The organism is Thiolinea disciformis DSM 14473 (assembly GCF_000371925.1).
Lineage (GTDB): Bacteria > Pseudomonadota > Gammaproteobacteria > Thiotrichales > Thiotrichaceae > Thiolinea > Thiolinea disciformis.
This window is the reverse complement of sequence record NZ_AQVE01000010.1, coordinates 97,675-123,318: the sequence shown is the minus strand read 5'-3', so window position 1 is coordinate 123,318 and position 25,644 is coordinate 97,675. Positions and strand designations below refer to the sequence as shown.

The following is a 25,644-nucleotide window of genomic DNA, read 5'->3' as shown; positions in this document are numbered from 1 at the left end:
TGTTGGTGAACTCCATTAGCGTCGTTCATTATTTGGTAAGTTCGTATCAATAATTGAGGGCGGAATTTCAATTAATGGGAGTTCAACTTGAGCTTCGTCCGATTCTTGATTGAGCGGTTCCGGTGGTAAGGTTTCAGGTTGTTCAGTTTGCTGTTCAACCGGCAATGCTTCTATGCTAATTGGCTGTGGCTGTGGCTGTGGCTGTGGCTGTGGCTGTGGCTGTGGCTGTGGCTGTGGCTGTGGCTGTGGCTGTGGCTCAACCTGTGCTGGCTCTGTGGGCAAGGCAATCGCATCCATTTGATCCAAACCGGAGGAGCTTGGTCGCGGGGCGCGTGGCGGATTAATGGTTTCAGTTTCACGAGGTAAAGCAATTGCATCCATTTGATCCAAGCCTGAGGAGCGCTCTAACGTGGGTGTTTGATTGTTACTGTCACTGGGGAGCTCAACAAGGTTTGGAACAGGATTAATGTCGTTGAGTGTTGTTTCAGGTGTTGCTTCTGGCGTGCTGGGATCGTTTTCTAGAGCACCTTCCGGACTAGCGATTTGCTCAGGCACCTGCGTGCCATCAAAAGCGCTTGATTCAGTCCGAGTTATCCCGGGGAGTTCTGTGGTTTGTTGAGCCATCGCTTCCTGCCGTTTAGCTTCGGCGATTAAGGTTTGATACTGTTGCTCTAAGTTGTTTTGGCTTTTTTCTAATGGGTTTAGATTATACTGGCGAATCAAACGATCTGATTCCGCCAATTGCTGTCCGGCCAAGCGTAACTGCTGATTTTTTAAAGCATTTTTAATCTGGCTTTGCCGTTTTGCCACCACATCTTGCAACAGCTGTCGGCTTTGTGCATGACTTGGTTGTAAGTTCATAGCACGTGTTAGATAGCTCAGCGCATTATCATCATTCTTATCTAAATTACTCAAGCGCCCGCGCTTCAATGCGGTCTCTGCTTGCTTCAAGAGGCTTGCTATTTCAGCTTGCTCACGCTCTTGGGTTTCCAGCAAATCTTCTAATTTGACCTGTTTTTCAAGGGGGTCAATCAAGGTGTAATCGCGGATCAGTTGATCGTTTTCCTGTAGAAGCTTACGTGCATCCTCAAATTGATTATTACGAATCCGTGTTTCAGTGTGTGACAAACGCGAAGCCATAAATTTATTCAATAAGCTTTTAGTACGTTCATTTTGCGAATCAGCCTGCCAAGCTTGTTGGAGTAATTCCAAAGCCTCCTTCGAAATAGCATTGGTTTGCATCAGCACTTCCGCTTTATCTTGCCACTCTGTGAGTTTTGGGTCGGCACTAGCAGATGGGTTACTTGGTGCGCTGGACGTTAAGCGGTTAGTGCTTGGCTCGACGGACTTTTCAGACTGAGCTTGCTGAGTTAGTTTAGTTTTATCAGTCTGATCATTTGTACTGGTCTCGCCAGCCGATGCTGTAGCAGTGGTTGACGTGGCTGTAGTTTCTTGGGGTGCGCTAGTATTGCTAATACTTTCACTAGAGGAGGACTCACTTGCCTTGGTAGTATCACTGACTGAACTTGCTGATGGCTGAGCAGCTTCTGCTGGTTGAGTGTTAGTGGTGTTAGTGGTTTGTGTGGCTACTGGCTCCGCTACTTTAGGCGCTTCAAGCGGTTTTTCATTGATTAAGGCCAAGTCCGGCATCTTAGCAGTATCAGTGTTTGTTACAGTCGCGTTAGCAGTGAGTGTTTCTGTGCTGACAGACGTGCTGCTGGTTTGGCTTGGCAGCGGCGTTTCTAAATTGCTATTTACTTGACTCACTAAGTGATAACCCGCATAAGCGACGACACTAGCAGCGAGCGCTAGCAGCCAAGGGCGAGTGCTGGGGCGTTTTGTGGGTGCAAGTTTGCCACTTAAGGTTTTTAACAATATATCAGGGTTTTCAGGGCGGTCAGCGGCTTGTAAGGATAAAGCTCCTTGCATAATGTTTTGCTGAGGAGCACTTAGTTTAGAAAGTAGTACAGGTTTTTCTGGATTAGCAGCCGCAGCTAAACTACTGGTTTGTTGATAGGGTAAATGAGCTGACAATAAGAAGGTCAAGATGCTTGCCACCGAAAAAGTATCATCTTCGGTTTGCGGAAAATTACCACCAGCCACCGCAGGACTTAGCCACGGTGATGCTAAAGCTAGTGTAGGACGCTGGCCTTGCTCAGGCACAACGAGTAAGCGCAAGATACGTGCTAAGGGCGCATTTAGGAATTGATAATGCTGTTCACGGCGCAACACAGTCGCTGGGTCTAAGTAACCAAAAGCGCCCGCTTGTACATGATCTAAACTTTCGACTAATTGTTCGGTGTACTGTAAGGCTTTTTCAAGCGCTAAACCTTGAGCTGGCAGTTTGTCGAATATTTCACTAAGTAAGGGGGCTTGGTCGGTGCAACAAATATACCAAAATTGCCCTTGGTCTTGTCCGTAAGCCATGATGTCTGGGTAAGCATCGACCGCAATAGGATTACTTAAAGTTTGTTCCCAATATTCGGCGAACTGGGGTAGTTCACTTAAAGTCGCTGACACTACTAATAAGCTAGCCACTGGGTGATCGCCCTGGTCTGGCGTCTGATTATCATTTACCCAATAACTATCCGCGAAAACACTACGGGCGCGCTGGCTAGTCAGGGTAAAACGCTCGGGAAGGTTTGCCAAGACAGGCAAAGCCGCTTGGTTCGATGCAGTTGATGAAAGTTCAGCCATGTTTTCAGTATTAGGGGTTAGAGGTGTTAGGTGCGCCATTATAGAGCAAAGCGTAACAATAGAGCAGACGTTAACTCCCCCTGAGTAGACTGTCTAGCTTATCGTGTGGCGGTTTTTCCAAGCTTAGCGGGTAAAGACTGCCGCAAAGCGTTTTCTACTTGTATTAAAGCATCTGGTTTTGGCTCGGCATCGGGGCGACTACGATAAATAAACTGTCGCTCAATATTGCCCCATTGCACATTTAATTTTTCATTATAAGCTCGCTCACGTAAGTTCTTTGACCCGAAACGCTCGCCTTCTAATTGCATTAGACCACTGGTTTCTATGATTTTTGTGAGATTTTTTTCTTGTTCAGGACTTAAGTTCGTGCTGATGGTTTCTAAGTCAGCAGCTGTCCAACATGGCTGACTTTTATACCATTGTGCACACCGTTGTTCCGCATCAGTGAAATAGGTAATAGATAAGCGGCCATCGTCTAGTTGTATGTCATTATAAAAACTTTCACCGCTGGTATGGAAATGAAGTTTCAGCTTCGCTGGTTGAGGACTGGGAGTAGACTCAGCTTCTTTAGGGTTATTGCTCTGCTCAGCATCCACTTTAGGCTGCTTGTGATCGCAAGCACTTAAGGCTAATAGGCTCATACTAAGAGCAAAATAAAGTGCTTTCATAGGCGGGCTAATTCTCCTTGGAACAAGCAAATGGCTAGCAATGATTGGATTGCCAGCAGAGTAAATAGTTCGGTGTTTTTTGAGGACTGTATCTGAAGTTAAGCCTGCATTAACTATTTTGCAGTTTCTTTTTGATAGGAGCTGGCTATAATCAAAGGTTTCTCTATTCCATTTGACTTTGCTGAAGGATAAAAAACGTATGGCACGTGTTACTATTGAAGACTGCTTACCCTATGTTGAAAATAACTTTGAATTGGTTTTAAAAGCAGCTAAGCGTGCGCGCGATATAGCCCAAGGGGCGCAACCGTTGGTCGAGGAAATGGGTGATAAGCCTACCGTTATTGCTTTGCGCGAAATTTCAGAGGGCTTATTAAACAAACAAAGTAAAGCGCGCGCCGCTTTTGATTTAGATCATGATTAGCCACTACTAGTGCCTCATGCCTCGGGAATGTGCTATGACTTACAATCCCTCTGATGATTTTTATCTAGCCACAGATTTAATTAATACTGTGGAACGTTATATGCCACCTGAAGATATTCAGAAGGTTTATACAGCGTTTCATTTTGCAGCCACAGCTCATGTGGGTGTGCCCCGTAAGTCAGGTGAGCCTTATATTACCCACCCTGTTGAAGTCGCACGTATTCTGGCTGTTTGGCATTTTGAGGCGGATGTCATTTGTGCGGCCTTATTACATGATGTGGTGGAAGACACTTCCCATTCTCTAGAGGAAATTAAGGAGCATTTTGGTGCTAGTGTAGCCTTTCTAGTAGATGGTGTGACCAAGCTAGAAAGTAAGGACTATGTCGATAAACAGGCGGTGACGATCGCAAGTTTTCGTAAAATGATGCAAAGTATGACCGAAGATTTTCGCGTTGTTCTCATCAAATTGGTCGATCGCTTACATAATTTACGCACATTAGGTCATCAAAAACCCGAAGCCAAAAAGCGTATCGCGGTAGAAACGCTACGGGTTTACATTCCCATCGCACAGCGGCTTGGCATGAATAATTTGCGCCGCGAGATGCAAGCCTTGGTGTTTCAAAATTTACATCCTTGGCGTTATAAGGCGCTCGAATCGGTGGTTGCTTGCGATGCTGAGAAAAATAAAGCAGTGACCGACCAGATTATTGCCAACCTTTCGAATCGACTCCAAGAGTTAATACCCGCTGCTCGTATTGTTATACCCGATAAGAATGTTGCTCGCTTGTATGAGCGCATCAAGCGTATGAAGCGTGAGCGTCGCAAATTTAGTATGGAGCGTGAGGTATTTGAGTTACGCATTTCTGTGGGAACCGTCGACGAATGTTATCGTGTTTTAGGCGTTGTGCACGCGGCCTATCAACCTCGCTATGGGCAAGTTCATGATTTTATTGTTAGCCCCAAAGTGAATGGTTTCCAAGCACTGGAAACGACGGTCTTACTGCCTAGTAAGCGCGATATGCGCGTCTTGATTCAAACCCGTGATATGTACCAAACCTCTTTGCATGGTATTGCAGCGCAGTGGCATACCCCAGGGCAAAATTCAGGACAGCGTGCCGCCTTGGTTCAAGACGCTTTAAAACGTTGGCAGGATCAAGTGCGTGAAATGGGCATTAAGTCCAGTTCTGCGAATGATTTTTATGATGATATGCAGGCGGATTTATTCCAAACTGCCATTTATGCGTATACACCAAAAGGAGATTTCAAAGAATTTCCCAATGGCGCAACGATGGTGGATTTTGCTTTTTCAATTCATACCAAAGTTGGGCATCATTGTGTGGGGGCGCGGGTTAATGGGGAGGAAGTGCCGTTACGCACGCACATTCCTACCGGATCGACCGTTGAAATCATTACCCATCAAGATGCTACGCCTCAACCATCATGGCTAAATTTTGTCACGACTGGCCGCGCTAAATCCTACATCCGTCATTGGCGCGATCAGCAAAAGCATACCGATCAATTAGAGCTTGGTAAGGGTTTGCTCGAGAAAGCCCTGCGTGATCAATCTTCTAGTTTAGATGCCGTCGCGCCTGATAGTTTGGATGGATTATTGGCCAGTGCCAATATGGCGACCATGGATGATTTATATGTCTCAATTGCCCGTAATGAGCATTGTTCTCGCTTATTAGCCAAGCGCTTATTGAATCAAGCAGGACCAGTGAGTGTCGCACCGAAAGACACGCCACTACTGATCAAAGGCTCTTCAGGGATGGTCGTGCATTGTCAGACCTGTTGTTATCCCTTACCGCATGAGCCAATTCTAGCTGTGTTACATACAGGCAGTGGCTTACAGGTACATCGTGATAAATGCTCGGTCTTACATGCACAGCATGATGCAAGCGAAATCTTATCCGTTGGCTGGGCTAAACCGAATGAGGGGCAGCTATTCCTCGCCGCCATTCAAACGCAAGCACATAATGTGGTCGGGGTGTTACACCATATCACTCAACTTATGCATGAACTTAATGTTAATATTGAGGATGTCAACACTAGCGGTGACCAACGTATTAAAGAAACGCGTTGGGTTTTGTGGGTGCGTGACCTAGAACATCTCAATAAGATTATTAAACAAGTTGAACATGTGCCATCTATTATTCGTGTGAGTCGCGTGCAAGAAAATCTGAATGCTGCGAAACATGCCGACCTAGACTAGGGAACTAGTGCTGGATGGTGCACTGTCATAAAAGGAAGGCAGTATGCCATTACAAGCAAATCAACATATTGCCGCTGTTGATCTCGGCTCTAATAGCTTTCATATGATTGTGGTGAGCGTTGATAAGCTGGGTCATGTGCGCGTGTTAGATCGTTTGCGTGAGGCGGTACGTTTAGGAAGCGGTCTTAATGCGAAAGGCGATTTAACCCTCGAAGCGCAATTACGTGCTTTGGCTTGCCTTCAACGTTTCGGCGACCGAATTCGTCAATTCCCCTCAACCGATGTCGCTGCCGTAGGCACGAATACTATGCGCCGTGCACATAATGCTCGTGCGTTTCTCAATCTGGCCGAAGAGGCTTTAGGTCATCCTATTTCAGTGATTAGTGGGCGTGAAGAAGCACGTTTGATTTATCTGGGCGTGGCACATTCGTTAGGTGCTAATGATAAACCGGAAGCACGACGCTTAGTGGTGGATATTGGTGGGGGCAGCACGGAGCTCATTATTGGTCAAGGCTATGAGTCTTTATATACCGAAAGCCTAGAAATGGGCTGTGTCACCGGTAGTAAGCGTTTTTTTGATGACGGTAATTTAACGAAAAGTCGCTGGAAGAAAGCCATGACGGCGGCGAAATTAGAGCTAATGCCCATCGAGCGGAGCTATCGCAATGTCGGTTGGGAGGCAGTAAGTGGCGCGTCAGGCACGATTAAAGCCATTGGTAAAGTAATTCAAGAGCTGAAATTAGCCTCCTATGATATTAGCTTAGCCAATATGCAGGTCATTCAAGAGCGCATGGTCGAGGCTAAAGAGCTCAGTAAATTACAACTTGCGGGTTTATCCGAGGAACGTAAACCTGTATTTGCAGGCGGTTTAGCGATTTTAATGAGTGTATTTGAAGCACTCAATATTGAACGTATGACCGTGTCAGATGGCGCTTTGCGTGAAGGTTTGGTGTATGAGCGTATTAATCGTTATGAACCTAGTAGTGATTTGCGTGGTAAGACAGTCAGTGGTTTGCAAGCCCGTTTTCAGCTTGATAAGCAACATGCGCAAGCCGTGCGCACGACCGCATTAGCTTTATTTGATGCTTGCCAATCGGTGTGGAAATTAACCCCTGAATTGCGTGATTTATTAGCGTGGGCGGCTGAAGTGCATGAGATTGGTTTAGCGGTTTCCCATAATGGCTACCACAAACATGGTGCTTATTTATTAGAAAATTTTGATTTAATGGGTTTTGCCACGGAAGAACAGCATTGGCTTAGCGTGTTAGTGCGTACCCATCGACGCAAAATTTATCCCAAATTATTTGAAGTTTTTGATACTAAGCGCGCTCAGGAAGCACTTTATCTGAGTGTGCTATTGCGCCTTGCCACCTTGCTACATCGCTCCCGCAGTGGCCAAGTGACTGCTACGATCAATCAGGTGAAAGCAGAATCTGATTCACTCAGCCTTGTTTTTGACGGTGATGAGCAACAGCATTCACTGTTATTTGCTGATTTGGATGAAGAAAAAAAGTATTTAAAGGAAGTAAAGTTTAAATTGAAGTGTTCTTGCTAAGGTTTTTGCTGGGTCGCTTTATTATTTTTGGTTTTATTGCTTTTTAATGCAGGGCTATACGCCTCCTCAGCGTCAGCCATTTTAACAATCATATTATCCATAATGCGTGGTAATGCGGCCTCTACATCGCTCTTTAAGCGTTTACGTTGGCTTTGAGCGACATTCATATTGAGCTGTTGCAGAATATATTCAATTTCCAGTGCATAAATTAAACGATAATCAGCATATAAGTTATGTTGTAAGGCTTCGCGCCACAACTGAGCGGTGCGCTCTAAGGAGTCGTTTAAGTCCGGATAAATACTTTGATATTGTTTAATTTGGCCTAGACGTTGATGGATGTCGCTACGTTGTGAGGCTAATTGCAATAGATAATTGCGCAAACCCTCGGGGGGCGGTTCGCGCATTCCATTGACAACCAAGTTGCGATTTTGGTCAGTATAGCTGGTAATACCTGCACTAACGTCTGGCAACTGATTGGTTTTTAACAGTTTGCTAATGCCTTGGATGTGGTTAGTAATCAAGAGCTCTTCCTGACGTCTATCGTCTAAAGTATCCCCCATGGCTTCTTGAATCACAGAGGTGAGCACCTCCGCTTGTTGCTTAAATTTGGCTTCGGCATCACTTTTACTGACGGTCATATAATGCACCCAGAAACGGCGCAGTTCTTGGCTGACTAGCAAATAGCGATTAGAAAGGCGATTAAAAGTCCCCAGTCGAATGTTACGAATGCCGCGCAATAGTTCACGTTGTTTAGGTAATTGTTCTGCCAAGATATCGAGGTCTCTGACAAAATTCTGCAAGAACTTCATTTCTTCATAGAGCGCTAGGCGTTGTTGATGAAGCTTAGGATAATGTTCGGTTTCATATAAAATTAAACGTTGTTCGTCGCTGAGATTTTGTTGGTCGGCAGGAGTGATAGTGGTTTGTTCTGCTTGGGCAGTACTTTGCTTCGAGTGGGATGGCTTCGCTTCAGGAGCTAATACTGAGGGTAAAACACTACGACGCCATTGATTGATCTGAACAGCGATGCTCATACCAATAATAAAAGCGGTAAGCATAACGCCCAAAAAAATCAGATTGCTTTTTCCTTTCGTGAGGTTTTCAAAGCGTGCTACAAAACCTAATAGCCAACGCCACAGGCCGATTAAGCCTGTGACCATTAGCAAAATGTAGAGGTAGTAGACGATATCCGCAAACTGCAATCACTTACTCCGCATGAGGACTTCTTCCATGACAAATGTGATTGTAGGCAGTTCAACTAGCAAAAGGCAAAGTAAGAAATGCTAATCAGCGCGCTTAATGCCAGCTAGCAGGACGTTGTAATAAAAAGTGGATCAACTGTGTTTCAATAGGATTCAGATTTCTATTTTTCAAATAAGTTAGCCGCAATACTCGATCTAAACGTGGTATGAGGCTAATAAACCGAATATTCGGATTTGCTTCCGCTAAGCTGGTGAGGGCCGAGCGAGGCAAGATGGAGGCATAGCGACCTTGTAAGATCCATAGGCGATTAATATTCAGGCTATCTGATTCCATACATGGTCGGATTTGAATACCTTGTTGCAAACAGTGTGCATCAATCAATAAACGCATCCCCGAACCACGGCGTGGTAAAATCAGCGGAATCGCTTCTAAGTCGCCCCAATGCAGGGTGTTAATCTGTGGGTCACGCAATAAGTTCGTGTCCGCCACTAAGCCCATTTCCTCGGGTTCATCAAGCGCCAATTGAATGGTCCAAGGGGCTTCGGCTTCGGTAATCGCTAAGTGAAGTGTTTGGTTGCGCAAAGCATGAATCAAATAATGATGGCGCTCCTCAATGATCTCAAGTCGTACGCTCGGGTGATCTTCAATCCATGTTTCCACTTTATTAACAATAATATCCAACAGGCGGCTACGCAAATCGATACTCGGTAATACACCTAGTAATAAACTTTGACTGAGTTGCAGACGTTGCTGTTGGCAATATTGTCCTAATAAATTAAACACATCCCACATACCTTGTTGGATTTGTTTAATGACTTGTCCCGCACTATTGAGTTGCAATTGGCGTGAGCCTGTTTTGCGCTCTAATACCCGTGTCTGCAAACTATCCTCAAACTGCTTGAGCTGCATACTCAGGGCAGGTTGCGATAAGAATAAGCTTTGTGCGGCGGATGAAACTGAGCCTTTTTCCAAAATTTCGGCAAAATAACGCCATTGCTTGAGACTGGTGTTCGGTTGCCAAGTCGGTAAGGGCGGGTTGGTGTGCCAAGCTTCTTGTAAGGCGTGTGCCAGTACATTGGTAATGGCAAGCGTGGCATCGTGCTGTAGAGCAAGCACCATGTGAGCAATCTTCGGGACTTCGGTACAATGCCAGCCCGGATGAATCGTTTCTGGCAGCAGTAAGCCATTAATAAAAATCACCGTTTTGATATCCGGTGCTTCGCGTAATAGGCTGCTCGCTTCTTGATTGCTCTGCTCAAACATGATGCGATGTTCCGTGCAAAAGAGTGCGGCTGCGTGCAAAAAAGACCAAGGCATTTGCGGAATAATCCAACGTTCCAACGGTAATTCGTTCAAACTCAAATGACGACCTTCTAGAAACTGGCTGTCATAACTCATGACATACCAAGGTGCACTCGCGATAATGGTCTGATCAGCGCTAAGCTGCTGTTTTTCGAGCACGGCTAAATTCACTTGTGCCAACTCATCCCAAGGTGGCTGCCAAGCCGTTTCTAATTCACCAAAACGCGTTTCGGCGTGCATGGGTTTCTCATCAATGGCACTTTGACCTGATAATTCGGGCCAAATTAAGACTTGTGGCGAATGTTGAGCGCACGCTTGTAGGGCATGGCTCAAATGACGGGTGAAGCTCGCATTCCATAAGCGTGCAGGAATCTTGAGGCGCACATAAGTCGGGGTGTGAACTTGAATGCGTTGGGCGAATTGCTCTAGATTTTGGAGTAATAAGACATATTTCACTAAAAAAAGAGCTTGCTCATTCGGGTATAAGCCAGCTTTGTGACGCTCTAATAAAGGTAAATCTAGAATTTGTTTCAGGCTGGAACAAGCTTCGCTAAAGCTGGATTTTGATGTGCCCAAACGCGCGGCCGCATCGGACAAACTGGGACTATAGCAGACCTCTAAGAAGGTACTCAGCATCGCGAATGTTAAGCGATTAAATCGCGGTAAGGTGTCAGTAAGATTTAGGTTCATGAGAGGGCGATATAGCCAACTCCTTTATAGATTGCTTCTTCAATAGCTTCTGGATAACCCGCATCGGCATAGCGAATAATGCTTAGGCTAGTGTCGTTAGTGAGTGATAATTGCAAGCGTTGGGCAGCCGCGGGTGTGCCATCGGCAATAATGGTTACGCCTGCCGAGGTCATATAGCCGCTGTCCCCACCACCGCTTGAGTGAATAGCGACGAGATCTGCACCGGATGCACAATTCAGCATGGCATTAATCAAAGGCCAATCAGCAATGACATCTGAGCCGTCGCGTAGGTTTTCCGTCATGAGATAAGGGTGTGCCATCGCACCCGCATCCAGATGATCACGCGTGAAGGCGACAGGTGCTTTTAAGCGTCCATCGGCCACCATTTGATTGACCGCTAGTGCCAGCTCGGTGCGTTCGCCGTGTCCTAGCCAAGCGATTCGTGCCGGTAATCCTTCAAATGGCACGTACTGCTGAGCTAAACCAATCCAATTAGTGACAATGTGGTTGTCGGCGAAACGCTGCACCATGTACTCATCAATGCGGTGAATATCGTCTGGGTCGTTCGAGAGAGCAATCCAACGGAAGGGACCAATAGCACGGCAAAATAAAGGACGTAAAAATGCCTCGGTAAACACCGGAATATCAAAGGCATCTGCTACACCAGCACTATACGCTTGGGTACGAATTAAATTGCCATGATCAAATACCACTGAACCGGCTTTGTGGAAGCCAAGCATCGCCTCCATCTGGCGTTTAATAGAGGCTAAACCTGCGAGCATTAACTCTTTAGGATTGGCTTGGCGCAGTTCGTGTACTCTGGCTAAATCATAGTCAGCGGGAATATAGCCGTATAACAAATCGTGTGCGGGGGTTTGGTCGGTCACGATATGTGGAATGAAGCCACGGGCTAAAATCTCGGGGAAAATGACTGCGGCATTCCCTAATAGCCCAAGGGAAAGTGCTTCACGCTGGGCGATGGCAGTTTTGATACGTATCAGGGCTTCTTCTAAGCTAGTGACCTGTTGTTGTAAATAACCTTTAGCTAAGCATTTTTGAATACGTTCAGGATCAATCTCCACCACTAAAATAACGGCACCCACCATCCATGCTGCTAAAGCTTGCGCACTTCCCATCGCCCCTAAACCAGCGGTGAGAATAAAGTGTCCTTTTAAGGTGTTGTTATAATAGCGCTCAGCAATTCGACTAAAAATCTCATAAGTGGATTGAATTACCGCTTGTGAGCCGATGTATTGCCAAGCTCCAGCACTCAGACCTCCCCAGCAAATTAAACCCTTACGTTCAAGTTGATAAAATACCTCGGATTTAGCCCAGTGACCCACCATATTACAGTTGGCCATAATGACCAAAGGCGCTTGGGCATGAGTTTTTAATAAACCTACCGGTTTGCCAGATTGAATAATAAGGGTGTAATCCTCGGTCATTGTTTGGAGGGCATGGACAATTGCCACATGACTAGAATAATCACGAGTAGCGCGACCTAGAGTGGCATAGGCCATCATGTCTGGCTCATTACCGACAGCTAATACATTTTCTAGCAGACGTAGTAAGGCTTCTTGACGCCAAGTTCGACAGCGTAAAGGAATGCTGTTCGTGACTTTAAAATCGTTTTTCATAACCTTTCCTGCATTTTTCAACTATAAAGAGATGCTCTGCCCAGTGCATAACACTGAGCCAACACTCAGAAAAAAATCGGTTTTAAGTTAGGCGTTAGTTTTCAAGCACTTATTGCGTTGTACCAATCCCTAAGTGCGTGTAGATGCTTAGGTCAATGGAGGGGTTTTCGCACTTGAAAACAGGGGTAGCAAGGTTTCTGGAATCTAGAAGCCTCAGGTCTTCTTTCCTTCACGCACCTTGCTGGCGCTTGACGGTTGCCCGTCAGTATTGAGAGTTATCATTATCTTCAGGCCGGTTTGCACCTTACTGGTTAAGGCTAGGAGCTAGTCTTTTATGCTTTAGCAATGATGCAAAAGCTAATGCGTTGCACACCTGCACCAAAGGTAATGATCCCCACATCAACAGCTTGCTCGGTATAGCGTAAACATAAACAGCTTGTGCTTAACCGGAAGCTAAAATCTGCCCATCCTTCATGTTACGAAGGTGGCTTACGCTAGTACGAATTTCTTTAGGCTTAGCGGTCACAATAGTCTGACCTAATCCCAAAGCGCTTACAATTTTTTCCCAGTATGACCTCTATAATGGAGTTTTGTTAGTCCAATTACAGGCCAAAATGTACCATTTTATCTGATCTTTTATTGGTGAATTCCTCATCTATTTCATAGTTTATTCATCTGCTTAATTGGGTTTGTAAGCCGTCATAGCGCCTACAATCTGGCCTAATCGATGGCTTGTATTCCACACTATCGTATAAGGTTGTCGTGTATTTGGCGGTTTAGTGTTAGTAGTTATAAATAAAATCTAGGCATTGCATAACGCTTAAACTTATGACTTATATCAAAATTAAGCGCCAAACTGATAAGGGGTTATACTCAAAGCGCTTTTAATAAGGTAAATCAGCACGATAGCAAAATTTGCTATACAGCGTCCTATGGGGAATTTTTTATTATTCTATAATATTTTTAGAACGCTACCTAAGTGCCCTTTATTACAAAGATTTTCTGTGGATTTTGCACAGCGCCTGCACAGGCTTTAGTTAGCATCAACGCTATGATAAGCATTTCTCAGCATAAAATTCGCGTTGTTCAAAAACTTCCATGGCGTTGGTTTAAGGTTGTATTCCACTTAAGTTTTATCTTAGGCGTTTTAATCTTAGGTTTTAGTTTTTGGCTTCATCACCAGATTTTTTCGCCGCCACGTCGAGCCTTGCAAGCTTATCAACAAGCCTATTTAGACAATCCCGAACAGTTTGGCTTAACTATTCGTTCTTATAACTGTCTCGCCGGTCAAGTACCTTGCTTATTGGTCGAGCCAAAACCTAACGCAACGCTAAGTCAGCGTGCACAACGCATTCGCGAGCAGGTCAAGCAGCGAGGGGTTAAGCTATTACCTTATGGGGAAACACGAGCGACTTTAGTGCTATTACATGGGCGTAATGGGCGCAAAGAAAACTTATTGCCCGTCGCTGAGCGCTTTGCTGCGCTAGGTTTTCGTTGTTTGGTGGCCGATTTACCTAGCCATGGTGAGAGTCCGCTACCAGCAATGTCGTTTGGGGCGAGTGACTTTGAACGTAGCTTGCCACGTCACTTGGTATTAGAGGCTCGCGCCCATTTTCACTTGCCGAATGACCCTAATTTTCTATGGGGATTATCGATGGGTGGTGCTTTTGCCGTGAGTGCGGCACGGGAAAATGAAGCGTTCTGGAAGGGGATGATTATTGTGAATAGCTTTGCGGATTTAGCCACGGTCATGCAGCTACAAGTATCAGAAGCATGGCGCACGGAAGCGCGTTGGCTCTATCCTTTTTTAAATGTAGCACAGCGTTTAAGCGCTCAGCCCAGTATTCCACAAATTCGACCCGCTGACTGGGCAAAGGAGGTCACCCTGCCAGCTTTAGTGCTACATGGTACACAGGATCGCTTCGTGCCTTTAGAGCAAGGGCAGCAACTTTACCGCGCGTTTGCAAGTCAGGATAAACAATGGAGTAGCGTACAGGATGGCGGACACAATAGCGTCTTAACTACCCCGCAGCCCGTTTATGCAGAGATGGGTGTATGGTTATTGCAACACCTCACAGAATGAAGAATAAGGAGTTTGGATCAACATGAAGCCACTCAGCTTAAAACAAAAATTAGCTACACTGGGCAGTATTTTTTTAATGTTATGGGGAGCACGTTTAGGCTATGGCTATATCATGAAGCCGGATGGGCAAATGCCGCGTGAACCCATTTATGATTATGCCAATTTGGCGAGTTTTACCTTGGAAAGAAAGAACTATGCCAGTAGCAAGCTAAAAGCCGAGCCAAGTCCTGCTTCTACTCAAGTTGCCATGGCAGTCGATCAAAAATATGAAAAAATTGGTACGCTAGCTAGCGTTTCTCAGGCCTATGATAAGGATGAGCAGGCACTATACGACTTGATTAAAAAAGAAGAGTTAATGATTCAGTTGGAGCAGCGCGTCGGTTTAAAGCCAGAGCGCCAATTGAATGTAGCCTTGGGAGTAAAGCCCGATAAGTTTGATGCGATGATTGCGGCCCTGCGTAATATCGGTAGCTTAAGAAGTATTCAAATCGACAAAAATGACAAAACGAATGAATACAAGAAATTAGAAGCAGAACGCGTATCCTTGGTTAAAGCACGCGATACGCTGCTGGAATTACGTCAGTCAGGCGGAAATACAGGCGAGTTAATTGAATTGACTAATCAACTTTTGGATATTGAGAAACAAATTCAAGGATTAGGAGTGAGCTTAGGGGATTTTGATGTGCAAAATGAATTTTGTACGGTGAAGTTTACCCTACAAGAAATGCGCACACTCAAGCCTGTGCATATTAGCTTGCTTGAACGTGCGAAAGTCGCGTTCTGGTGGTCTACTAAAGTGTATCTGGGTTTTTGGGCGGCACTTAGTTTTGGTTTATTCGGGATTTGGCTGTTATTGTCGATTGTCGAAAAAGTACTGCGTTGGAATCGTGAAAAACCTTAGGTTTATAACTGCCAATTAATGTCACCGCGCCCTTGCTCTGTTAAAAATCGATTGATTTTTGAGAAAGGGCGGCTGCCAAAAAAACCAGCCTTGGCGGATAGCGGCGAAGGGTGAGCGCTTTGTAAAATCAAATGATGGGGATGGGTAATCAGGGCTGTTTTCTTTTGTGCATGAGCACCCCACAGTAAAAATACGACAGGATGTGTTTGCGCGTTTACGGCTTTAATGACGGCATCTGTAAACGTTTCCCAGCCTTTTTTCTGATGACTGCCAGCCTGCGCTTGCTCGACCGATAAAACCGTATTCAAGAGCAATACCCCTTGCTCTGCCCACGCTTGTAAATAGCCCGTGTGTTTATTGTCTATGCCTAAGTCGTCTTTTAATTCTTTATAAATGTTATTTAGTGAACGTGGCAGAGGCTTTACTTCAGGTAAAACCGAGAAGGATAAACCGTGTGCATGACCCGCAGTCGGATAGGGGTCTTGTCCTAAAATAACGACCTTCACTTGCTCTAAGGGTGTTGCCTTTAAGGCATTAAAACGCTGGTCTTTGGCGGGGAGAATTATTTTGCCCTGCTGCTCTTCTTGCTCCAGAAATTGCATCAGGGTGTGGAAATAAGGTTTCTGAAATTCACTTGTCAAAACGGCTTGCCATGAGGGCGCTAATTGCTCAGGAGTCATAAAAGTCTTTCTATCTAGGTGTTAGTCATTTAACATTATTTTGAACGCTTGTATTACAGTTTTTTAAACATCACTTTCGAATTGCGCTTGTAGTTATACAGTTGACGTTTATTGGCTGGCAAATCATCCACGTGTGCTTCGAAAAAGCCGCGCTCCCGAAACCATTCATTGGTCTGCGTGGTAAGAATTAATAGCTGATCTTTGCCTTGAGCCCGCGCGACTTTAACGACATTTTGCAATAAACGCTCGCCACGATTGGCGGCTCGATAATGCGGGTGTACTGCTAAGCACGCTAACTCACCAATTTTCGGATCAGCCGTATCATAGAGCGCCACACAGCCAATAATTTGTTTATCGCGTTCAATCACTTGGAACTTGCTGATTTCAAGTTCAATTTGTTCGCGCGAACGCTTCACTAAAGTCCCTGCGTCTTCAAGCGGACGAATCACCTCCATAATGCCCTTAATATCGTCCACTGTGGCAAGGCGCACTACTTCGAACGCATCCGCCGCAATCATGCAGCCAATACCATCGCGTGTATAAAGCTCCATTAATAAAGAGCCATCAACACTCGCATCCAATAAATGCACGCGCCCAACTTTATGTTGCAAAGCTTCCATAATTTGTGGAATCAATTCGTGTTGATCGCGAAACTGACCCGCTTCTTCCAAGGTTAATTCCGCTGGCAATTGAACGGGAATTGGGCTGAGTAATAAGACTTTATCGGCCTGTAAGGCTTGGGCAGTTTCAATGGCGAGTTGTTCATAACGTAAATTATAAGCTTCTCCAGTAGGCGAATATCCCAGTGGTGACAACAATACAATATGATGCTGTTCTAATTGACGACAAATCGAGTTGTGTGACACGCGCCGAATTAAGCCAGTATGGCGATAATCCACGCCATCCAATACGCCAACAGGACGCGCACTCACAAAATTACCGGAGATCACATTCTGTCGATTGCTACTTGCACCGGGTGGATTCAGCGCTTGGGTCAAGATATTTTCGATTTGAATGCGCACAAAACCGCACGCTTCTTGGGCAGCGAGTAGGGCGGCGTCATCGGTAATCCTTAAACTATTATGGAAGCGAATAGCTTGACCACGACTGATGAGGCGATTATCAATTTGTGGGCGTGTGCCATGCACCAAAACAACCCGTGTACCCAAAGACGCAATAATCGCTATATCTTGGAGAATGCGCCGAAAATAATCTTGTTCAACCACTTCCCCCGGTAAGGCGATCACGAAAATTTTATCGCGATGTTTATGAATATAAGGACTGGCTTCGCGGAAAAATTCGACGCTAGTGCGATTAAGCATGTGCTGCGGCATAACGACATCCAACTTAAAACACATTAAGGGTTAGTGATTGGCGTCGGCACTAAAGGCATCTTTAATCCAGTGAATGGTTTCAGTATTTAGCGCCACGACATCAAAACGAACGGGGTGATCGACCGCCTGTTGCATTAAATAATACTGCGCGGTACGAATCAGGCGCTGCTGTTTGCGGGTATCAATGCTAGACAGTGCGCCACCAAAGTCCTCACATCGTCGAAAACGCACTTCAACGAACACTAGGTAGTCAGCATCGCGGCAAATCAGATCAATTTCACCACCACGCCAACGATAATTACGCGCCAACACTAACAAACCTTGGGCTTGTAGATAAGCACAGGCTTGGTTTTCGGCCAGTTGTCCTTGGGCGGTACTAGTGGCTTTCATCAGTCGAGCGCGCTTGGTTTGCCATTCACAAAGGTTGCTAAATGGAGGCGGCGTTGAATCGTGCGCTGCGGCGTTAAACGAATCGCGCCGGTTTTGCCTTGTAAAGTTTGTTGTTGAGTCAGTGCTCTTAAATTTTGTGCAATTAACACGGAGTCGGCACCCAAGGCGTATAAGCGAGGATAGCTGAGTTGGGCTAAACTGCCATCTTTAATGCTATCTAACACATAAGGAATTTCGGTATAAATAATACCATCCAAATCATTATCTTTGTTTGCCTGAATCTTACCGGAGAAAATATGTGAGGTCGCATACACGGGTAAGTTAGCGGCTTGTGCTTTCAGTAAGGGGCGAATCAGGCGGGCTTGGGTGGGGGAAGCGCCTAGAAATAACATTTGTGCCCCAGAGCCATTTGCCACAGCGTCCTGTACTTTATTCAAATACTGACTGGAAGCATCATTCGGATAAGTCACCTCGACCAGTACAGCACCACCACGCGCTTGATAAGCTGTTTTGAAGCTATCGGCCAAACGTTTACCCCAGATAGAATCAGGGACTAAAATAATCGCCTGACGTTCGCCACGTTGTGCTGACACATCCGCAATTTGTTGGGCTTCATCTTCAGGGGAGAGACCAAATTGGTATAAAAGTGCGGGAACGGCACTAGATTCTTGATAGTTTAAACTGAGTATCGGTGTACTCAAGGCATTAGCATTCGCGACTAAAAGGCTTAAGGCTTCTTTATCCAAAGGCCCAATCACCATATCAGCCCCATCACTCACCGCTTTTTGGTATTCTGCTAAAGCATTAGCTGCTGTGACTTCATACTGTTTATAGCGCACGCTGCCATTATAGGGGGCGACCGCATCTTGCACACCTAAAGCGATTTCCTTACCAACCTCCCCTAATGCCCCTGATTTGGGTAATAACAAGGCTAAGCGCTCAGTACTTTTCGGTAGAATAGGACTAGCATCCGTGATATAGCTGTTAGGTGCCGTAGTGGGGGATTGCGGATTAGTGTTCCCAGATGGTAACTGTAAGAGGTTGCCAGCCTTGGGTAGCCGACCATTTTCTAATTTACCGCCCATTTCAAGCGCGCGTTTACGCACTAATAATACTTTGTCGCGTAAATAAGGTGGCAATAAAGAAGGTTCGGGTGGCAACAAGCGCAGTGCGAGGTCCGCTTGCTTATTCTGGAGTGCAAGAAAGCCTTGCACATACTGATAACGAAAGCGTGTTTCACCTTCCAAGGTGTTTGGAGCGATTTGGCTTAGGTAAGATTGGGTTGCAGTGGTATTATTAAGTGCTGCGGTAATTTCTGCCGCTTGCAAAATAATCCGTTCGCGTTGTGGTGAGGAATAGGTGAAAGCAGCGCGATAATACATCTCTGCCGCTTGTTTTTTGTGACCAGCTTGAAATAAACGATTGGCTTGTTCAAGACTAGGCCGCGATGTAGGCATTCTAGCGCTGTCTGCTGGATCGTAGCTTGCTTTTTCAACAGGTAAATCAGCGCTGACTACATCATCCAACACTGGAGCTGTTGTACAAGCTGTTAATAGCATTGCTAAGACAGCGCCATATAAAGTCTGGCAAAAACCCTTGCTCATGTGCTCACCTATGCCAAATTATTAAATATTAATCTTGATGCTGTTTCGGCAAACGCCGCACTATAACACGGTCTGGTTCATATTTGCTGCGTATGCAATAGAAGAAACAGGCATCAACCCCAAATGATTTTTTGTTTATAAAAAGCGAGCTTTTTTTGATGGCTGGGAATTTATTTATCGTAGCAACACCGATTGGCAATTTGGGCGACATCACGAGTCGCGCCAGCAAAACCTTAGCGGAGGTCGATAAAATTTATGCGGAGGATACCCGCGTTACTTTAAAATTATTAGCCCATTTAGGTATTACCAAGCCCCTTATTAGTTTACACGATCACAATGAAGCTGAGCGTGTGGCAGGTATTATAGCTGAATTAATGGCGGGGATGAACCTCGCTTTAGTCAGTGATGCCGGAACGCCTTTAATTAGCGATCCGGGGTATCGTTTGGTGCGGGCAGTAGCTGAGGCTGGCTTAAGAGTGACTCCCATTCCGGGAGTCAGCGCTTTGATTAGCGCGCTTTCAGCCGCTGGATTGCCGACGGATCGCTTTAGTTTCGAAGGTTTTTTACCCGCAAAATCCTCAGCACGGCGTGCAGCGTTGGAGGTGTTGAGCCGTGAAACCCAAACCTTAGTGTTTTACGAGTCTAGTCATCGGATTGCGGACTTACTGGAGGATATGGCCTGCGTTTTTCCAGAGCGTGAATTGGTGATTGCGCGGGAATTGACTAAGCTTTATGAGCAATTTTATCGTGGAACGGCTGGGGCTTTAGCACGGCAAATAAAATCTGATGCGGATATGCGGCGTGGCGAATTGGTTGTTATGGTCGGCGGTGTACCAGAACGCGTAGAAAATACAGAAAGCAATACCATCGACACAGTGCAATTAATGCAAGTGTTGTTGGCAGAAAATTTGTCTGTGAAGCAAGTTGCTAAAATAGCTGCCCAATTGACAGGGCAGCCCAAGAATCAACTTTACCGTCAAGCGCTTGGCTTAGCTGGCTCTGCTACTGAAGAGTGAGTGTCAACACCTTCAGTCGCTGCCGCTGAAGAAGGCGTTTCGACCCCCTCAGTCGCTGCGGGTAGTTCAAAGTCTGGAATAGGCTCAGCGCCATCTTTATTAATCACAACCAACTTATCGGGGTCAAGCGCTTGAATTTGTTCAGCAATCGCTAAAGGAATTAGGCAGCGCTTACCGTCCATAAAGGTAATCGCTAAGCTGCCATCCGCTAGGGACTTTTGTTGGTCTTCGGTCACGAACAAATATTTTACCGTTTCCCCCACCACAAAATTATAGCGAATGCTCGCATCTTCAACATTTTGTTGGTTCGCTGCAATTAACTCACGTACTTGCGCACGAGTGAGTTTTTTGCGCTCGGCTTTTTCACGGCGTAATTGTTCTTCACGTTCACGTTCCGCACGCTCAACGCTATCACGCTCTTTATAGAACTGTTCTAAATCAGAGGATTGGCGTGGTTTTGCAGGACGAGGCATGTGCGTCTGTTTAGGACGATCTGATGCAGGCCGCTGTTCAGCCTTAGCTTTGGCAGCAGGTACATGTTGCGCCTTTACCGGTGGCTTGGGAGCATTTTTTTGTTGTTGGCGTGCTTTAGCTTGTTCTTTTTGTTGCTGTTTGGCCTGTTCCGCCTGATCAATCTGTTGTTGAGTGATCAGGCCGGCCTTCAGCAATTGTTCGCTGAGTGAGTTTGACATCAATTAAATGACTACTAACAGTTAATAAAAGCCCTATTGAGCTACAATTTAGCTAACTCGGCTTGCATAGCGCGGCTAATGTCTTCCATTTCGCCAACGCCATTAATCCGAATAAGTTTGTTTTGTTTGTCATAGTAGTCAATGAGTGGTGCGGTGTTTTTCTCATAGACCTCTAGACGGTTACCAATGGTTTCTTCATTATCATCCGCACGATGATAAAGTTCAGTACTGCCGCACACATCACACACACCATCAACTTTCGGTGGTGAGAAGTAGCGGTTATACACGGTACTACATTGTTTGCAAGATAAGCGCCCCGTTAAACGTTTCATTAAAATATCAAAATCAACGTCAATTAATAAGCCCGTATCCAACGGTTGCCCTAATTCAGCTAATAGTTTATCTAAACTATCGGCTTGGCTGAGATTGCGCGGAAATCCATCTAAGATAAAACCATTTTCGGTATCAGATGCTTGTAAACGTTCGCGAATCATACCAAGCACGATCTCATCTGACACTAAATTCCCAGCATCCATAGCTTGTTTAGCTTGTTTACCAAGTTCAGTGCCGGTACTTACCGCAGCACGTAACAAATCACCCGTAGAAATTTGTGGGATATTATAAAGCTTAGTGAGGCGTTGTGCTTGCGTGCCTTTGCCCGAGCCGGGCGCTCCTAACAGAACAATGCGCATGGGGTTGTTTCCTTATCTGCTCCAATCAAAGTCAGAATCCTTATACTCTAATTAAATGTTGCAGTGCAAGTTAGACTTAACAGCAGTTATAATAGGCTATTTTTAACCAAAGGAAGGATGGTATGAATATAGACAATATCGCCGTAGGCAAAGATGTCCCAGAATCAGTCAATGTCATTATCGAAATCCCCGCGCAATCATCGCCGGTTAAGTATGAAGTTGATAAAGATAGTGGGGCGTTAATGGTTGATCGCTTTATGTCAGCGCCCATGTTTTATCCAGCAAATTATGGTTTTGTACCACATACCTTGGCGGATGATGGCGATCCGGCGGACGTATTGGTAGTCACACCGGTACCGTTGGTGCATGGTTGTGTGATTCCAGCACGCCCAGTAGGTATTCTGAAAATGTCGGATGAGGCAGGTGGCGACTCTAAGATTGTTGCTGTACCCGCAGGTAAATTATCACCTGAGTACAAAAATATTACATCCTATAAGCAATTGCCTGAGTTATTGATTCAACAAATCAAGCATTTCTTTGAACATTACAAAGAATTAGAACCCGGTAAGTGGGTAAAGGTTGAAGCTTGGGGCGATGCAGATGAGGCTAAAGCAGAAATTTTAGCAAGCGTAAAGCGTTACAACGATAAAGCAAAAGGCTAAACTAGGGGATTGGCTTCAGACCATGGGGATGAAGCCAGTCAAGCTCCCATAATGGCGATTCGCTAAAGAGCTTGTTGTGTAATCCATTATTTATAATTCTATTAACTAGCAATCACAAAGCATGGGCGAGCGTTTATCTATAAAAACTGATCGCGATGAACAGCAGTTGTTCAATCGTCGTGCTATCGTGGCTGCGGTTATCGTCTTGTTTGCCTTGGGTGGTATTGGTTTTCGTTTATATTTTTTACAGGTCGAAAAATACGATTTTTATACCGAGTTATCCAAGCAAAATTATCAAAAACGTATTCCTATCGCGCCCAAACGTGGGCAGATTTATGATCGAAATGGCGTGCTATTAGCCGATAATCATGCGCAATATGTGTTAACGGTTGTACGTGATAGCGTGCCTGATCAAAATAATGATGGTAAAAAGAATTGGGCAGATATGGAAATTATGCTCAATCGCCTGAGTAAGTTGGTAGCCCTTTCCGAAAAAGATTTACGTATTTTCAATCAGCAAATTCGCCGTCGTAGCCGTTATCAGGCAACCCCGCTCAAAGAAAATATGACTGAGCAAGAGGTCGCTATGTTTGCCGTGAATAAATCCCGTTTCCCTGGAGTGGACTTAGATCGGCAAATGCAGCGTTATTATCCTTGGGGGCAAGTCGCAAGCCACGTCATTGGCTATGTAGGGCGGATTGATGAGCAGGATATGAAAAACCTGAACAAGGATGAGTATGAGGGAACTACTTATATCGGCAAATTGGGTGTAGAAGGTGCGCATGAAAAACGTCTGCATGGTAAGGCGGGCTACACCTTAGAGGAAGTGGATGCGCATGGCCGTCAACAAGATACCTTAAGTCGACAAGAGGCGGTCGGCGGTGAAGATCTGATCTTAGGTTTAGATATTAAGTTACAGATTCGTGCTGAAAATTTACTAAGAGGGGAGCGCGGTGCGATTGTCGCGATCGATCCTAATAATGGGGAAGTTCTTGCGCTAGCGAGCGTTCCTACCTTTGATCCTAATTTGTTCGTCGATGGGATTTCGCATAAAGATTATATTGAGTTGCGGGATCATCCCGATCGTCCTCTCTATAACCGTGCTTTGCAGGGGACTTATCCGCCCGGTTCTACCGTGAAGCCTATGATTGCGATGGCAGGCTTATTCGAAAAAGTAGTGTGGCCGGGTAAGTCGGTCTATGACCCTGGCTTCTTCCAAATTCCAGGCCATAAGCATCGTTATCGCTGTTGGAAAAAAGTAGGGCATGGTTCGGTGAATATGGATGTGGCGATTGCCCAGTCCTGTGATACCTATTTCTACGATCTGGCCTATCGTATGGGCATTGATAAGTTTAATACCTACATGAAAACCTTCGGGTTTGGGTCACGTACCGGTATTGACTTAACCTCGGAGTCAGCAGGATTAATGCCAAGTGCGGATTGGAAGCAGACTCGACATAAACAAGTTTGGTATCCGGGTGATACGGTTAATATTGGTATCGGTCAGGGCTATTGGCTTGCGACACCCTTGCAACTGGCTCATGCAGTGGCCACTGTGGCTATGAAGGGTAAACGGATTAAGCCGCATGTACTGCGTGGTTATCGCCTAGCCAAAGATAAACCAGAACAGCTTTTAGTGCCTGAAATCGTCGAGCAAGTGAAGTCGAATAGTCCTAAAGATTGGGAATTGGTTAAACAGGGCATGGTGAATGTAGTACATGCCTCCTATGGAACCGCCAAGCGCATTAATCAAGGTCTGCAATATCACATGGCGGGTAAAACTGGGACTGCACAGGTTTTTGGGATTGCTCAGAATGCCCGTTATGACGCAACACGCTTAGATAAACGCTTACATGACCATGCTTTGTTTGTGGGTTTTGCGCCAGCGGAAGCCCCCAAAATTGCCGTAGCCGTTATTGTAGAAAATGGCGGTGGTGGAAGTGCGACCGCTGCACCTTTGGCACGTAAGATTATGGATGCTTATTTATTAGGCAAATACGAAGATGATCCAGTCGAAGATGGCAAACCTGCCGATGCTCCAGCACCGGTTAACCAGCGTGATTAAGAGTGATGAATGATTACTAGCTTATTACCTAGTTCTTGGATACGTGCTTTCCAGCGCATCGATTTAGTATTGCTGGCAGTTTTGTCTTTACTGATTTTCTTGGGATTGATTACGCTTTATAGTGCGGTCGATACCGAAATGGCGGTGGTTTATCGTCAGGCAATAAACTTCGTATTAGGTTTATTGTCACTTTTAGTCTTTTCGCAAATACAGAGTAAAACCTTAAAGCAGTTTGCTATTTGGCTATACGGCATTGGGATTATTCTGCTGATTTTAGTATTGTTATTTGGAGAGATTAAAAAAGGAGCACAACGCTGGCTTTATGTGGGGATTGATGTTCAACCTGCAGAGATCATGAAATTAGCGGTACCTATGATGGTGGCCTATTTCTTTGCGAATAAAAATCTTCCTCCACGTCTTTTGGATATTGGTATTGCCTTAGTATTAATTGTTGTACCTGTTTTGCTTATTATGAAGCAGCCAGATTTAGGGACTTCGCTATTGATTGCCGTTTCGGGTTTATTCGTTATTTATTTTGCAGGTATTTCATGGTGGCTAATTGCAGGGGCTATTGTATTAGTTGCCGTGGGAGCACGCTTGATGTTTGAGTATGGAATGCATGATTACCAACGTCAGCGCATTATGACCCTCTTAGACCCAGAGGCTGATCTACAAGGAGCTGGGTATCATATTCATCAGTCGAAAATAGCCATTGGTTCGGGTGGATTCTATGGCAAGGATTGGTTGAATGGCGATCAGTCACATTTAGATTTTTTGCCAGAGCGACATACCGATTTCATCTTTGCTGTATTTGGTGAGGAGTTTGGCTTTGTCGGGAATCTTATTTTACTAGGGCTATATATTATTATTATTTGGCGCGGCTTGTATCTAGCTACGCAAGGGGAAGATACCTTTGCACGTTTGTTGGCCGGTAGTTTAAGTTTGACCTTCTTTATTTATCTATTAGTTAATACAGGAATGGTTAGTGGTATTTTACCTGTCGTGGGTGTGCCTTTGCCATTAGTGAGTTTTGGTGGAACTTCGATTGTTACCTTGATGATTGCATTTGGCATTATTATGGGTATGAAAAAGCGCAAAAGAATTTACCAAGCAGAAGACTGAGTGGATTGCTTATGTTTT

The 25,644-nt window shown here is 45.3% G+C and carries 20 protein-coding genes; 9 read left to right on the top strand and 11 right to left on the bottom strand.

Annotated features, from left to right (window positions below; genetic code table 11):
• Positions 1–15: 15 nt before the first annotated feature.
• Together A3IE_RS0109970 and A3IE_RS0109965 are read right to left on the bottom strand one after the other, a co-directional pair.
• Positions 16–2,697 carry a hypothetical protein gene (locus A3IE_RS0109970; protein ID WP_020395474.1) on the bottom strand — a complete coding sequence of 894 codons (2,682 nt, stop codon included), beginning with the start codon at positions 2,695–2,697 and terminating at the stop codon, positions 16–18.
• Between the two features lie 98 nt (positions 2,698–2,795).
• Positions 2,796–3,365 carry a hypothetical protein gene (locus A3IE_RS0109965; protein WP_020395473.1) on the bottom strand — a complete coding sequence of 190 codons (570 nt, stop codon included), beginning with the start codon at positions 3,363–3,365 and terminating at the stop codon, positions 2,796–2,798.
• A gap of 199 nt (positions 3,366–3,564) precedes the next feature.
• On the opposite strand from A3IE_RS0109965, the gene rpoZ reads away from it, so the two are divergent.
• From rpoZ to ppx, 3 genes are read left to right on the top strand one after another with little or no spacing between them, the layout of a single operon-like run.
• Positions 3,565–3,786, top strand: coding sequence for a DNA-directed RNA polymerase subunit omega (gene rpoZ, locus A3IE_RS0109960; protein ID WP_020395472.1), 222 nt, complete (start codon positions 3,565–3,567; stop codon positions 3,784–3,786).
• Positions 3,787–3,820: 34 nt separating this feature from the next.
• Entirely contained in the window at positions 3,821–5,998 is a 2,178-nt protein-coding gene (locus A3IE_RS22030; RefSeq protein WP_020395471.1) for a RelA/SpoT family protein, read from the top strand.
• Positions 5,999–6,041: 43 nt separating this feature from the next.
• Entirely contained in the window at positions 6,042–7,553 is a 1,512-nt protein-coding gene (gene ppx / locus A3IE_RS0109950) for an exopolyphosphatase (protein ID WP_020395470.1), read from the top strand.
• Here ppx and A3IE_RS0109945 read toward each other — a convergent pair.
• The 3 genes from A3IE_RS0109945 to A3IE_RS0109935 all read right to left on the bottom strand — a co-directional run bounded on the left by A3IE_RS0109945 (position 7,550) and on the right by A3IE_RS0109935 (position 12,385).
• The gene (locus A3IE_RS0109945; RefSeq protein WP_157832861.1) at positions 7,550–8,755 is read right to left on the bottom strand and encodes a hypothetical protein; all 1,206 of its coding nucleotides are present in this window, start codon (positions 8,753–8,755) and stop codon (positions 7,550–7,552) included. The genes ppx and A3IE_RS0109945 overlap by 4 nt on opposite strands.
• A gap of 94 nt (positions 8,756–8,849) precedes the next feature.
• Positions 8,850–10,748 (bottom strand): LysR family transcriptional regulator, encoded by a 1,899-nt coding sequence (locus A3IE_RS0109940; protein ID WP_020395468.1) that lies wholly within the window; start codon positions 10,746–10,748, stop codon positions 8,850–8,852.
• Entirely contained in the window at positions 10,745–12,385 is a 1,641-nt protein-coding gene (locus A3IE_RS0109935; protein ID WP_020395467.1) for a thiourocanate hydratase, read from the bottom strand. Before A3IE_RS0109935 ends, A3IE_RS0109940 begins: the two co-directional genes overlap by 4 nt.
• A 1,051-nt stretch (positions 12,386–13,436) precedes the next feature.
• On the opposite strand from A3IE_RS0109935, the gene A3IE_RS0109930 reads away from it, so the two are divergent.
• Entirely contained in the window at positions 13,437–14,468 is a 1,032-nt protein-coding gene (locus A3IE_RS0109930; protein ID WP_020395466.1) for an alpha/beta hydrolase, read from the top strand.
• A gap of 22 nt (positions 14,469–14,490) precedes the next feature.
• Positions 14,491–15,369 carry a DUF4349 domain-containing protein gene (locus A3IE_RS0109925; protein ID WP_020395465.1) on the top strand — a complete coding sequence of 293 codons (879 nt, stop codon included), beginning with the start codon at positions 14,491–14,493 and terminating at the stop codon, positions 15,367–15,369.
• Between the two features lie 2 nt (positions 15,370–15,371).
• On the opposite strand, the gene ung is transcribed toward A3IE_RS0109925, so the two are convergent.
• The 4 genes from ung to A3IE_RS0109905 are packed head-to-tail and all read right to left on the bottom strand — an operon-like array spanning position 15,372 to position 19,377.
• Positions 15,372–16,049: a uracil-DNA glycosylase gene (gene ung, locus A3IE_RS0109920; RefSeq protein WP_020395464.1), complete on the bottom strand. Its 678-nt coding sequence runs from the start codon at positions 16,047–16,049 to the stop codon at positions 15,372–15,374.
• 53 nt (positions 16,050–16,102) lie between these two features.
• Positions 16,103–17,383, bottom strand: coding sequence for an amino-acid N-acetyltransferase (argA, locus tag A3IE_RS0109915; protein ID WP_020395463.1), 1,281 nt, complete (start codon positions 17,381–17,383; stop codon positions 16,103–16,105).
• A gap of 30 nt (positions 17,384–17,413) precedes the next feature.
• Complete coding sequence (locus tag A3IE_RS0109910; RefSeq protein ID WP_020395462.1) at positions 17,414–17,773, bottom strand: YraN family protein; 360 nt, start codon at positions 17,771–17,773, stop codon at positions 17,414–17,416.
• Positions 17,773–19,377, bottom strand: coding sequence for a penicillin-binding protein activator (locus tag A3IE_RS0109905; RefSeq protein ID WP_020395461.1), 1,605 nt, complete (start codon positions 19,375–19,377; stop codon positions 17,773–17,775). Before A3IE_RS0109905 ends, A3IE_RS0109910 begins: the two co-directional genes overlap by 1 nt.
• 158 nt (positions 19,378–19,535) lie before the next feature.
• On the opposite strand from A3IE_RS0109905, the gene rsmI reads away from it, so the two are divergent.
• Positions 19,536–20,393, top strand: a complete 858-nt coding sequence (rsmI, locus tag A3IE_RS0109900) for a 16S rRNA (cytidine(1402)-2'-O)-methyltransferase (protein ID WP_020395460.1) — start codon at positions 19,536–19,538, stop codon at positions 20,391–20,393.
• Here the strand turns inward: rsmI and A3IE_RS0109895 are convergent.
• Both A3IE_RS0109895 and A3IE_RS0109890 read right to left on the bottom strand, forming a co-directional pair.
• Positions 20,354–21,085, bottom strand: a complete 732-nt coding sequence (locus A3IE_RS0109895; protein WP_020395459.1) for a DUF2058 family protein — start codon at positions 21,083–21,085, stop codon at positions 20,354–20,356. The genes rsmI and A3IE_RS0109895 overlap by 40 nt on opposite strands.
• 41 nt (positions 21,086–21,126) lie before the next feature.
• Positions 21,127–21,777, bottom strand: a complete 651-nt coding sequence (locus A3IE_RS0109890) for an adenylate kinase (RefSeq protein WP_020395458.1) — start codon at positions 21,775–21,777, stop codon at positions 21,127–21,129.
• Between the two features lie 122 nt (positions 21,778–21,899).
• Between A3IE_RS0109890 and ppa the strand changes: the two genes are divergently transcribed.
• The 3 genes from ppa (at position 21,900) to rodA (ending at position 25,626) form a co-directional block, all read left to right on the top strand.
• Positions 21,900–22,439, top strand: a complete 540-nt coding sequence (gene ppa, locus A3IE_RS0109885; protein WP_020395457.1) for an inorganic diphosphatase — start codon at positions 21,900–21,902, stop codon at positions 22,437–22,439.
• 121 nt (positions 22,440–22,560) lie between these two features.
• Positions 22,561–24,504 (top strand): penicillin-binding protein 2, encoded by a 1,944-nt coding sequence (mrdA, locus tag A3IE_RS0109880; protein WP_020395456.1) that lies wholly within the window; start codon positions 22,561–22,563, stop codon positions 24,502–24,504.
• A gap of 9 nt (positions 24,505–24,513) precedes the next feature.
• Positions 24,514–25,626 (top strand): rod shape-determining protein RodA, encoded by a 1,113-nt coding sequence (rodA, locus tag A3IE_RS0109875; protein WP_020395455.1) that lies wholly within the window; start codon positions 24,514–24,516, stop codon positions 25,624–25,626.
• Positions 25,627–25,644 lie beyond the last annotated feature (18 nt).